Genomic DNA, 12,911 nt, shown 5'->3' with positions numbered 1-12,911 from the left:
GCGAAGGCAGGAATTTACCATTTAGGTAGATTCGACACTTTACGCCGGTGTAGCTCAGGGGTAGAGCGTTTCCTTGGTAAGGAAGAGGTCACGAGTTCAAATCTCGTCATTGGCTCAATTAAGGTATAAATTTGTACACTAATATAAACTAAGATTAAAATTCAATAAACATGGCAAAGGAAACTTTCGATCGTTCCAAACCGCACTTAAATATTGGTACTATTGGACACGTGGATCACGGTAAAACTACATTGACTGCTGCTATCACAGAAGTTCTGTCTAACGCAGGTCTTTCTGAAAAGAGAAGTTTCGATTCTATCGACAACGCTCCAGAGGAAAAAGAAAGAGGTATCACAATCAATACATCGCACGTAGAGTATCAAACAGCTAACCGTCACTATGCGCACGTTGACTGTCCTGGTCACGCGGATTACGTGAAGAACATGGTTACTGGTGCCGCCCAGATGGATGGTGCTATTTTGGTGGTTGCCGCTACGGATGGTCCTATGCCACAAACTCGTGAGCACATCCTATTAGGTCGTCAGGTAGGTATTCCTAGAATCGTTGTTTTCTTGAACAAGGTTGACATGGTTGACGATGAGGAATTATTGGAGTTGGTTGAAATGGAAGTTAGGGAATTGCTTTCTTTCTACGAGTACGATGGTGATAATGGACCTGTAATTTCTGGTTCTGCCCTAGGTGCTTTGAACGGTGAGCAAAAATGGGTTGATACCGTTATGGCTTTGATGGATGCTGTTGATGAGTGGATCGAATTGCCTACTAGGGATGTGGATAAACCTTTCTTGATGCCTGTTGAAGACGTATTTACGATCACTGGTCGTGGTACTGTGGCAACCGGTAGGATTGAAACAGGTGTTGCCAACACTGGTGATGCTGTTGACATCATTGGTATGGGAGCTGAGAAATTGTCCTCTACCATTACTGGGGTTGAGATGTTCCGTAAGATTTTGGATAGAGGTGAAGCTGGTGATAACGTTGGTATCTTGTTGAGAGGTATTGAGAAGTCAGATATCAAAAGAGGTATGGTTATCTGTAAGCCAGGTTCTGTTAAGCCACATGCTAAATTCGAGGCTGAAGTCTATATTTTGAAAAAAGAAGAAGGTGGACGTCACACGCCATTCCATAATAACTACCGTCCACAGTTCTATGTAAGAACTACTGACGTTACCGGTAACATTTCCCTTCCTTCGGGAGTAGAAATGGTAATGCCTGGTGATAACCTTACAATTACTGTTGATTTGATTCAGCCCATCGCTCTTAGCGTAGGTCTACGCTTCGCTATCCGTGAAGGAGGTAGAACAGTAGGTGCTGGTCAGGTAACTAAGATTTTGGATTAATCCAATATTTTAAGGTACTATATATTTTAAGGGTGTCCGTCTATTGACGGATACCTTTAAATGTAAATATAAAGGCGTGTCATCCAAAGTTTTGGTGGTACGCAAATACGGGTGTAGCTCAGTTGGTAGAGCACTGGTCTCCAAAACCAGGTGTCGGGAGTTCGAGTCTCTCCTCCCGTGCTGAACAAAGAAAAATCAGGATAAGTGACGTTTTGCCTGAGCGAAGTTGAGGGCAATTTTCCTTTCCGTGTTTTAAGAAGTTGGTCGTGTAAACAAATCCTAATTTTTGAAATCTAATACAGTAGAAATGCTTACATACATAAAAGAATCCGTTGAAGAATTGAGGAATAATGTTACCCTTCCTTCTAGGGCGGAAGCCTCTAACCTTATGGTAGTGGTTGCTGTTTTTTCCATATTGTTCGCTTTGGCAACTTGGGGTGTGGATACGGTCTTTAGTAAAGTCGTTCAGCTGTATTTTGATTATGTATTAAACTAATTTGAGCTCTATGTCAGAAGTATTGGAAAAGAAATGGTACGTAGTTAGGGCTGTAAGTGGTCAGGAAAACAAAATTAAGGGCTACATCGAGAGTGAGGTAGAGCGCCATGGTTTTTCGGATTATCTGGAGGAGGTTCTTGTTCCAACCGAAAAGGTGATTCAAATTAGAAATGGAAAGAAAATTAACAAGGAAAGGGTTTATTTTCCTGGTTATATAATGGTTAAGGCCAATTTAGGAGGTGAAATGGTCCATATAATCCGTTCCATAACCAATGTAATTGGTTTTTTAGGTGAAACTAAAGGCGGTGACCCTGTTCCTCTTAGAAAGTCTGAAGTCAATAGGATGCTTGGTAAGGTTGATGAATTGACCGTGAATACGGACAGTGTGGCCATACCATTCGTTTTTGGTGAGACTGTAAAGGTTATCGATGGGCCATTTAATGGGTTTAACGGTACCGTAGAAAAAATTAACGAGGAAAAGCGTAAGCTTGAAGTTATGGTGAAGATTTTCGGAAGAAAGACACCATTGGAATTGAGCTATATGCAAGTAGAAAAGATTTAAGATAATTGTTACATATTTAAAAGTAGTGTTGCTTCCATTAACACACTTTCAATTTAATTTTAAACAATGGCAAAAGAAGTAGGTAAAGTAGTTAAACTACAAGTTAGGGGAGGTGCAGCGAATCCATCGCCACCGGTTGGACCCGCCTTAGGTGCTGCCGGTGTTAACATCATGGAGTTCTGTAAGCAGTTCAATGCCCGGACCCAGGACAAACAAGGTAAGGTATTACCTGTTGTTATCACCGTTTATAAGGACAAGTCTTTCGACTTTGTCGTTAAAACACCACCAGCGGCAGTTCAGCTATTGGAAGCGGCTAAGATTAAAAAGGGATCTGGCGAACCTAACAGAGTAAAATTGGGTAGTGTAACCTGGGATCAAATCAAGGCAATCGCCGAGGATAAGATGGCAGACCTTAACGCATTTACGATCGAATCAGCAATGAGTATGATTGCTGGTACCGCTCGTTCCATGGGTATGAAGGTTGCAGGTAAAAGACCTTTTTAAAATCTTTAAAAGCAATTAAATGGCAAAGTTGACAAAGAAGCAAAAGGAAGCGCACTCTAAAATAGAAAAGGATAAACTTTATTCCTTGGAAGAGGCTTCTGCTTTAGTAAAAGAAATAACAAGCACTAAGTTTGACGCATCTGTTGATATAGCCGTGCGCTTGGGTGTAGATCCACGTAAGGCGAATCAAATGGTACGAGGGGTGGTTACACTTCCCCATGGAACCGGTAAAGATGTAAAAGTATTGGCTTTGGTTACTCCTGACAAGGAAGCCGAAGCTAAAGAAGCAGGTGCTGACTATGTTGGATTGGACGAATATTTGGATAGAATAAAAAATGGTTGGACAGATGTTGATGTTATCATCACTATGCCAAGCGTTATGGGAAAACTTGGACCTTTAGGACGTGTTCTTGGACCAAGAGGTTTAATGCCCAATCCAAAAACAGGTACTGTGACTATGGATATTGCCAAAGCCGTATCTGAGGTTAAAGCGGGTAAAATCGACTTTAAGGTTGACAAAACTGGTATCGTACATGCTGCAATTGGGAAAGTTTCTTTCTCTCCAGATAAGATTGCAGGAAATGCAAAGGAGTTGTTGGAAACCTTGAACAAGATGAAACCAACCGCTGCTAAAGGTGTTTACATGAAAAGTATTTTCTTGTCCAGCACCATGAGCCCAAGTGTTCAATTAGACCCAAAGTCAGTTTAAGCACTGCTGGTTAAAAATATCAATTATGACAAGAGAAGAAAAAGCAACGGTTATACAGGATTTAACTACGCAGTTGGGTGAAAATTCCATAATATATCTAGCGGATATTTCCGGAATGGACGCTGGAGCAACTTCCGATTTGAGGAGAGCTTGTTTCAAGGCAAATATCAAACTGGCAGTAGTTAAGAATACATTGCTTGCGAAAGCAATGCAAGCTTCCGAAAAGGAATTTGGTGAGCTTCCAGAAGTATTAAAGGGTAATACCTCTTTAATGTTCTCTGAAGTAGGTAATGCTCCGGCAAAACTTATTAAGAATTTCAGGAAAAAATCCAATAAACCTTTATTGAAAGGTGCTTTTGTTGAGGAAGCAATTTATGTGGGTGATGAAACTTTGGATGCTTTAGTAAGCATTAAGTCTAAAGAGGAAATGATTGGAGAAGTAATTGGATTGTTACAATCTCCAGCGAAAAACGTTATTTCCGGACTTAAATCTGGCGGTGGAAAACTTGCCGGTATCCTTAAGACATTATCAGAAAAATAAGTACGCACTAAAAACTAAGTATATTTTAAAATTTTATTAAACGATAGAAAATGGCAGATTTAAAAGATTTCGCAGAACAATTGGTTAACCTTACTGTTAAGGAAGTAAACGAACTAGCCAATATATTAAAAGAAGAATACGGTATTGAGCCCGCTGCTGCTGCAGTAGCTGTTGCTGCTGGTGGTGGTGCCGCTGAAGCTGGTGAGGCCGCTGAGGAAAAATCAGAATTCGATGTAATTTTGAAATCAGCAGGTGCTTCCAAACTAGCTGTAGTTAAATTGGTTAAGGAATTGACCGGACTTGGCTTGAAAGACGCTAAGGATATCGTTGATAGCGCACCAAAAGCTGTTAAGGAAGGTATCGCTAAAGACGAAGCGGAAGGTATCAAAAAATCATTGGAAGAAGCAGGAGCGGAAGTTGAGCTTAAATAATAGCTTTAACCATATTACTTTTGGTTTAGGTCTTTTCGCTTTTTGCGGTTAGACCTAAGCCTTTTTATAGAATTAGGTATATCAAGGGGTATACCACCCAAATAGTACTCACGATCAAAACACTGTCCGTAGATGTTCACAAATCAGACTGAAAGAATAAATTTTGCATCCGCTAAGAATACTCCGCAATATCCGGATTTCTTGGACATTCAGATTAAATCCTTTCAAGATTTTTTTCAACTTGAAACCAAATCTGACCAGAGAGGTGATGAGGGATTGTACAATACCTTCATGGAAAACTTTCCTATCACTGATACCCGTAATCAGTTCGTACTGGAATTTTTAGATTATTTTATTGACCCGCCAAGATATTCCATCCAAGAATGTATCGAGCGTGGACTTACTTATAGTGTTCCCTTAAAGGCAAGGTTGAAATTGTATTGTACCGATCCTGAACACGAAGATTTTGAAACTATAGTACAGGATGTTTATCTGGGGACCATTCCTTACATGACACCTAGTGGTACTTTTGTTATAAATGGAGCGGAAAGAGTTGTTGTATCACAGTTGCACCGTTCTCCTGGTGTATTCTTTGGGCAATCTTTTCACGCCAACGGAACAAAATTGTATTCTGCCAGGGTAATTCCTTTCAAAGGTTCTTGGATTGAATTTGCTACCGATATCAATGGTGTTATGTACGCCTATATCGATAGAAAGAAAAAATTACCGGTTACCACCTTATTCAGGGCCATTGGTTTTGAAAGGGATAAGGATATTTTGGAAATTTTTGACCTTTCTGAAGAGGTAAAGGTTTCCAATGCCGGACTTAAAAAAGTATTGGGTCGTAAACTCGCTGCAAGGGTTTTGAACACTTGGCACGAGGATTTTGTGGATGAAGATACGGGTGAAGTAGTTTCCATTGAAAGGAACGAAATCATTTTGGACCGTGATACTGTTTTGGAAAAAGAGCATATTGCCGAAATTTTGGAGGCTGATGTGAAGACCATTCTTTTGCACAAAGAAAACAATGCACAGTCGGATTATGCCATTATCCACAATACCTTACAAAAGGACCCAACAAACTCTGAAAAGGAGGCTGTTGAGCATATTTACAGACAATTACGTAACGCCGAGCCGCCCGATGAGGAAACGGCAAGGGGTATTATTGACAAATTGTTCTTCTCTGATCAACGTTACAACCTAGGTGAGGTGGGTCGTTACAGAATGAACAAGAAGTTAGGTCTTGATATTGGAATGGACAAGCAGGTCTTGACCAAAGAGGATATCATTACCATCATAAAATATTTGATCGAGCTGATCAACTCCAAAGCGGAGATCGATGACATCGACCACCTTTCAAACCGTCGTGTACGTACCGTGGGTGAGCAATTGTCGCAACAATTTGGTGTAGGTCTTGCCCGTATGGCAAGGACCATCCGTGAGCGAATGAACGTAAGGGACAATGAGGTATTTACACCGATCGATTTGATCAATGCGAAGACCTTATCTTCCGTAATCAACTCCTTCTTTGGTACCAACCAGTTATCGCAGTTCATGGACCAGACGAATCCGTTGGCGGAGATTACGCACAAAAGAAGGTTATCGGCTCTTGGACCAGGCGGTCTTTCCAGGGAAAGGGCAGGCTTCGAGGTTCGTGACGTTCATTACACGCATTACGGACGTTTATGTCCTATCGAAACCCCGGAAGGTCCAAACATTGGTTTGATATCCTCTTTATCGGTATTCGCCAAAGTAAACCCTATGGGCTTCTTGGAAACACCTTACAGAAAGGTAGAAGATTCCAAAGTCGATTTGGAAAATTACACCTATTTAAGTGCAGAGGAAGAGGAAGGAATGAAAATTGCCCAGGCAAACATTCCTTTGAAGGAAAATGGACAGATAGATACGGATAAGGTTATTGCAAGGGAGGAGGGTGACTTCCCAGTAGTAGATCCGGCAGAGATTCACTACACGGACGTTGCACCAAACCAAATCGCATCCATTTCCGCATCCTTGATTCCGTTCTTGGAGCATGATGATGCGAACCGTGCCTTGATGGGCTCAAACATGATGCGTCAGGCTGTTCCCCTTCTAAAGCCTCAATCACCCATTGTTGGTACCGGTCTGGAAAGACAGGTAGCATCAGATTCCAGGGTATTGATCAATGCCGAAGGTGATGGTACCATTGAATATGTGGATGCTGAAAAAATCACCATAAAGTACGATAGAACGGACGAAGAAAGATTGATTTCTTTTGACGAGGATGAAAAAACATACTACTTGGTGAAGTTCAGAAAAACGAACCAAGGTACTAGTATTAACCTGAAGCCCATCGTAAAGAAAGGGGATAGGGTCAAAAAAGGCCAAGTATTATGCGAAGGATATGCCACCGAAAAAGGTGAATTGGCCTTGGGAAGAAACCTTACCGTGGCATTCATGCCTTGGAAGGGATATAACTTTGAGGATGCCATTGTGATTTCCGAAAAAGTGGTACGCGAGGATATTTTTACGTCCATCCACGTGGACGAGTATTCCTTGGAAGTGCGTGATACTAAATTAGGTGCAGAGGAACTTACCCATGATATTCCAAACGTCTCAGAAGAGGCCACAAAGGATTTGGATGAAAACGGTATGATCCGTATTGGAGCTGAAGTAAAGCCAGGAGATATTCTTATCGGTAAAATTACGCCAAAAGGAGAATCCGATCCTACTCCAGAGGAGAAATTGCTACGTGCCATATTTGGCGATAAGGCGGGTGATGTTAAAGATGCCTCTTTGAAGGCTTCACCATCCTTAAGCGGTGTAGTTATCGATAAAAAACTTTTCTCAAGATCTGTGAAGGATAAGAGAAAACGTTCAGAGGACAAGGAGGAACTTTCCAAATTGGAATTGGAATACGAAGTAAAATTCCAAGAATTAAAGGACATTCTGGTAGAGAAGTTGTTTACCCTGGTAAATGGAAAAACTTCCCAAGGTGTATTGAATGATTTGGGTGAGGAGGTATTGCCAAAAGGTAAGAAATATACCATGAAGATGTTGAACTCCGTGGACGATTTCGCGCACTTGGTGAGCGGAAGCTGGACTACGGATACGGATACCAACAATTCTGTTGCCGATTTGCTTCACAACTATAAGATCAAGTTGAACGATCTTCAAGGAAACTTGAGAAGGGATAAGTTTACGATTTCCGTTGGGGATGAACTACCAGCGGGTATTATGAAATTGGCCAAAGTCTATATTGCCAAAAAACGTAAGCTTAAAGTAGGTGATAAAATGGCGGGCCGTCACGGTAACAAAGGTATCGTATCCAGAATCGTGCGTCAGGAGGATATGCCTTTCTTAGAGGACGGAACACCGGTTGATATTGTATTGAACCCGTTAGGTGTACCTTCCCGTATGAACATTGGTCAGATATATGAAACCGTGTTGGGTTGGGCCGGATTGAAATTAGGTAGAAAATTCGCTACCCCAATTTTTGATGGTGCATCCTTGGATGAAATCAACGCCTATACGGATGAGGCCGGTATCCCTAGATTTGGACATACACATCTTTATGATGGTGGTACAGGGCAGCGTTTTGACCAGCCGGCAACAGTTGGTGTTATCTACATGCTGAAATTAGGTCACATGGTAGATGATAAGATGCATGCACGTTCCATAGGACCTTACTCTTTGATTACGCAACAGCCATTGGGTGGTAAAGCACAGTTTGGTGGTCAGCGTTTTGGGGAGATGGAAGTTTGGGCCTTGGAGGCATACGGTGCATCGGCAACCTTACGTGAAATATTGACCGTTAAATCGGATGATGTTATCGGAAGGGCCAAGACCTACGAATCCATCGTAAAAGGTGAGACGATGCCGGAACCTGGTTTGCCAGAATCTTTCAACGTATTGATGCACGAGCTTAAGGGATTAGGCTTGGATATCAGGTTGGAAGAATAACGATGGTCTTTAAGAGGCTGTTTTAAACACATTTAAAATCATTATCAGTACGCTATTATGGCTAGATTAAAAGATAATAACCAAGTAAAAAGGTTTGATAAAATTTCAATCGGATTGGCTTCGCCCGAAGCAATTTTGGCAGAGTCCAGAGGTGAGGTTTTAAAGCCTGAAACAATCAATTATAGAACCCACAAACCGGAACGTGACGGATTGTTCTGTGAGCGTATATTCGGACCTGTGAAGGACTACGAATGTGCGTGTGGAAAGTATAAGAGAATCCGTTACCGAGGTATTGTTTGTGACCGATGTGGTGTTGAAGTTACCGAGAAAAAGGTACGTAGGGATAGGGTAGGTCATATCAATTTAGTGGTTCCTGTCGCACATATTTGGTATTTCCGTTCCTTACCGAATAAAATCGGGTACTTGTTAGGGCTGCCTTCCAAGAAATTGGATATGATCATTTACTACGAAAGGTATGTAGTAATTCAGCCTGGTATCGCCAAAGGTCCAGAGGGAGAGGAAATCCAAAAAATGGATTTCTTGACTGAGGAGGAATATCTGAACATTTTGGAGTCAATTCCACAAGAGAATCAGTACTTGGAGGATACCGATCCAAACAAGTTTATCGCCAAGATGGGTGCGGAATGTTTGATAGATCTTTTGGGCAGAATCAATTTAAAGGAACTATCTTTTGAATTGAGGCACAAGGCAAATACGGAGACTTCCAAACAAAGAAAAACCGAGGCTCTAAAGAGACTTCAAGTTGTTGAGGCCTTAAGGGAGTCCCAGGACAATCGTGAGAACCTTCCAGAGTGGATGATCATGAAGGTTATTCCGGTTATTCCGCCAGAATTAAGACCGTTGGTTCCTTTGGATGGTGGTCGTTTCGCAACTTCCGATTTGAACGACCTTTACAGAAGGGTTATTATCAGAAACAATCGTTTAAAGAGGTTGGTTGAGATAAAGGCACCGGAAGTTATTCTAAGAAACGAGAAACGTATGCTTCAGGAAGCCGTGGATTCTCTTTTTGACAATACAAGAAAAGCATCGGCGGTTAAAACGGAATCAAATAGACCTTTAAAATCCCTTTCGGATTCTTTGAAGGGTAAACAAGGTCGTTTCCGTCAAAACCTTCTTGGTAAGCGGGTGGATTACTCCGCACGTTCGGTTATCGTTGTAGGACCTGAAATGAAATTGTTCGAATGTGGTCTTCCAAAAGATATGGCTGCCGAGCTATACAAGCCTTTCGTAATTAGGAAATTGATTGAAAGGGGTATTGTAAAAACGGTGAAGTCCGCCAAGAAAATAATAGATAAGAAAGAGCCTGTTGTTTGGGATATTTTGGAAAATGTCCTGAAAGGACATCCGGTATTGCTGAACCGTGCCCCTACATTACACAGATTGGGTATTCAGGCATTTCAGCCCAAATTGATTGAAGGTAAGGCCATTCGTCTGCACCCATTGGTTTGTACCGCCTTTAACGCGGATTTTGATGGTGACCAGATGGCGGTTCACCTTCCGTTGGGTCCTGAGGCCATTTTGGAAGCACAATTGTTGATGTTGGCTTCCCATAATATTTTGAACCCTGCTAATGGTTCGCCAATAACGGTACCTTCCCAGGATATGGTCTTGGGTCTGTACTATATGACCAAAGAGCGTAAATCTACGCCGGAAGTTCCAGTAAAAGGTGAAGGTTTGACTTTCTATTCCGCAGAAGAAGTGGAAATCGCTTTCAACGAAGGAAAAGTCGCGTTGAACGCCGGTATTAAAGTTAGGGCGAAGGATTTTAATGAAGCAGGAGAATTGGTATACCAGATTATTCCAACTACCGTGGGAAGGGTATTGTTCAACATGGAAGTGCCCGAAGCTGCCGGTTATATCAATAAGGTATTGAACAAGAAATCCCTAAGGGATATCATTGGTGACATTCTTTCCGTTACCGATGTGCCAACTACTGCGGATTTTTTGGACAAGATCAAGACTATGGGATACGAGTTCGCTTTTAAAGGCGGATTGTCCTTTAGCTTGGGGGATATCATTATCCCCGAAGAAAAGCACGATATGATCAATGATGCCAACGGTCAGGTTGATGGTATTATGGCCAACTATAACATGGGTCTTATAACCAATAACGAACGTTACAATCAGGTAATCGATGTGTGGACGTCCACGAACGCAATGTTGACCGAATTGGCCATGAAGCGTATCAGGGAAGATCAGCAAGGCTTTAACTCTGTGTACATGATGCTTGATTCGGGAGCTAGGGGTTCCAAGGAACAGATTCGTCAGTTGACAGGTATGCGAGGATTGATGGCGAAGCCGAAGAAATCGACTGCAGGTGGTGGAGAGATTATTGAAAACCCGATTCTTTCCAACTTTAAGGAAGGTCTTTCAATTCTTGAATACTTTATTTCTACGCACGGTGCACGTAAGGGACTTGCGGATACGGCTCTTAAAACAGCTGATGCCGGTTATCTAACGCGTCGTTTGGTGGATGTTTCCCAAGATGTTATTATCAATATCGAGGATTGTGAAACCTTACGAGGTGTAGAGGTTCAGGCATTGAAGAAAAACGAGGAAATAGTGGAGTCCTTGGGAGAAAGAATACTTGGTCGTGTATCCTTGCACGATGTGTATGACCCAATTTCTGAGGAGATGTTATTGAAGGCCGGTCAGGAAATCATGGAGTCCGATGTCAAGAAAATTGAAGCTTCACCTATTGAAACGATTGAGGTTCGTTCTGCACTGACTTGTGAGGCGCAACAAGGTATATGTGCCAAATGTTATGGAAGGAACCTTTCTACGAATAAGATGGTTCAAAGAGGTGAGGCCGTTGGGGTTGTCGCTGCACAGTCCATTGGTGAACCAGGTACGCAGTTAACGCTTCGTACTTTCCACGTAGGTGGTATCGCCGGAAACATTTCTGAGGATAATAAGTTGGAAGCTAGATTCGCGGGTATCGCCGAGATTGAGGATTTGAGAACCGTAAAAGGTGAAAATTCAGAAGGTAAACCTGTAGATATCGTAATTTCCAGAACGACTGAAATCAAGGTAGTAGATGCTAAAACGGGAATTACCTTGAGCACGAACAATATACCTTATGGTTCACAACTCTTTGTTGAGGATGGCGGTAAAGTTCAAAAGGGCGATTTGATTTGTTCTTGGGATCCATACAACGGCGTTATCGTTTCTGAATTCCCTGGAAAAATTGCATACGAAAACATAGAGCAAGGTGTTACCTACCAAGTTGAGATTGACGAACAGACAGGATTCCAAGAAAAGGTAATTTCCGAATCCAGAAACAAAAAGTTGATTCCAACGCTTCTTATTCAGGATACTAAAGGAGAGACGCTACGTTCCTATAACTTACCAGTTGGTTCGCACATTATGGTGGACAATGGCGATACGATAAAAGAAGGTAAAATCTTGGTTAAGATTCCACGTAAATCTGCCAAGGCTGGGGATATTACCGGTGGTCTTCCAAGGGTAACCGAATTGTTCGAGGCACGTAATCCTTCTAATCCGGCTGTTGTTTCCGAGATTGATGGTGTTGTTTCTTTCGGTAAGATAAAAAGGGGTAACCGAGAAATCATTATCGAATCAAAATTGGGCGAGATAAAAAAATATCTTGTGAAACTTTCTAACCAGATTCTTGTTCAGGAAAATGACTACGTTAGAGCTGGTATGCCATTATCCGATGGATCTATTACACCAGAGGATATCTTGGCTATCAAAGGACCATCCGCAGTACAGCAATACCTGGTAAATGAGGTACAAGAGGTATATCGTTTGCAAGGTGTAAAAATCAACGATAAACACTTTGAGGTCGTCGTACGGCAGATGATGCGTAAGGTAAGAATCGAAGATCCGGGAGATACTATTTTCTTGGAAAACCAATTGATTCACAAAGATGATTTCATTATTGAGAACGATGAGATTTTTGGTAAGAAAGTGGTGATGGATGCCGGTGATTCAGAAAACCTTAAACCAGGTCAAATCGTTACGCTTCGCGAACTACGTGACGAGAATTCCATTTTAAAACGTGGAGACAAGGCATTGGTAGAGGCTAGGGATGCCATCGCGGCAACCGCAACGCCAATTTTGCAGGGTATTACCCGTGCTTCCTTACAGACTAAATCGTTTATATCCGCTGCTTCCTTCCAGGAAACGACCAAGGTACTAAACGAAGCTGCTGTGAGTGGTAAGGTGGACACCTTAGAAGGATTGAAGGAAAATGTAATTGTAGGACATAAAATACCAGCAGGTACAGGTATGAGGGACTATGAGAACATCATAGTTGGATCTAAGGAAGAATATGATGAGATAATGGCCAGAAAAGAGGCCTTGAGATTTTAAAGTTAAGAGCCC

Annotated in this window: 9 protein-coding genes and 2 tRNA genes; all 11 read left to right on the top strand. The window is 41.9% G+C overall.

Annotation, left to right across the window (positions count from 1 at the left end; genetic code table 11):
* Positions 1 to 43: 43 nt before the first annotated feature.
* Positions 44 to 115 (top strand) — tRNA-Thr (locus ACZ41C_RS02505).
* Between the two features lie 55 nt (positions 116 to 170).
* Positions 171 to 1,358 carry an elongation factor Tu gene (gene tuf, locus ACZ41C_RS02500; protein WP_138259558.1) on the top strand — a complete coding sequence of 396 codons (1,188 nt, stop codon included), beginning with the start codon at positions 171 to 173 and terminating at the stop codon, positions 1,356 to 1,358.
* Positions 1,359 to 1,465: 107 nt separating this feature from the next.
* A tRNA-Trp gene (locus ACZ41C_RS02495) sits at positions 1,466 to 1,538 on the top strand.
* A 127-nt stretch (positions 1,539 to 1,665) separates the two neighbouring features.
* Entirely contained in the window at positions 1,666 to 1,854 is a 189-nt protein-coding gene (secE, locus tag ACZ41C_RS02490; protein ID WP_138259559.1) for a preprotein translocase subunit SecE, read from the top strand.
* Positions 1,855 to 1,864: 10 nt separating this feature from the next.
* Positions 1,865 to 2,416, top strand: coding sequence for a transcription termination/antitermination protein NusG (gene nusG / locus ACZ41C_RS02485; RefSeq protein ID WP_138259560.1), 552 nt, complete (start codon positions 1,865 to 1,867; stop codon positions 2,414 to 2,416).
* Positions 2,417 to 2,482: 66 nt separating this feature from the next.
* Positions 2,483 to 2,920 (top strand): 50S ribosomal protein L11, encoded by a 438-nt coding sequence (gene rplK / locus ACZ41C_RS02480; RefSeq protein ID WP_138259561.1) that lies wholly within the window; start codon positions 2,483 to 2,485, stop codon positions 2,918 to 2,920.
* A gap of 19 nt (positions 2,921 to 2,939) precedes the next feature.
* Positions 2,940 to 3,629: a 50S ribosomal protein L1 gene (gene rplA / locus ACZ41C_RS02475; RefSeq protein ID WP_464564089.1), complete on the top strand. Its 690-nt coding sequence runs from the start codon at positions 2,940 to 2,942 to the stop codon at positions 3,627 to 3,629.
* A 25-nt stretch (positions 3,630 to 3,654) separates the two neighbouring features.
* A complete protein-coding gene (gene rplJ / locus ACZ41C_RS02470; RefSeq protein ID WP_138259563.1) occupies positions 3,655 to 4,170 on the top strand; it encodes a 50S ribosomal protein L10 in 516 nt (171 codons plus the stop codon).
* A gap of 50 nt (positions 4,171 to 4,220) precedes the next feature.
* Positions 4,221 to 4,601 (top strand): 50S ribosomal protein L7/L12, encoded by a 381-nt coding sequence (gene rplL, locus ACZ41C_RS02465; RefSeq protein WP_138259564.1) that lies wholly within the window; start codon positions 4,221 to 4,223, stop codon positions 4,599 to 4,601.
* A gap of 132 nt (positions 4,602 to 4,733) precedes the next feature.
* Entirely contained in the window at positions 4,734 to 8,543 is a 3,810-nt protein-coding gene (gene rpoB / locus ACZ41C_RS02460) for a DNA-directed RNA polymerase subunit beta (RefSeq protein WP_138259565.1), read from the top strand.
* A gap of 57 nt (positions 8,544 to 8,600) precedes the next feature.
* Positions 8,601 to 12,899 carry a DNA-directed RNA polymerase subunit beta' gene (gene rpoC, locus ACZ41C_RS02455; RefSeq protein WP_464564086.1) on the top strand — a complete coding sequence of 1,433 codons (4,299 nt, stop codon included), beginning with the start codon at positions 8,601 to 8,603 and terminating at the stop codon, positions 12,897 to 12,899.
* The last annotated feature ends 12 nt before the right edge of the window (positions 12,900 to 12,911 follow it).

This window comes from Maribacter sp. C-4077 (assembly GCF_055378385.1).
Note: the sequence above shows the minus strand (reverse complement) of the source record. Positions and strands in the feature narration are given on the sequence as shown.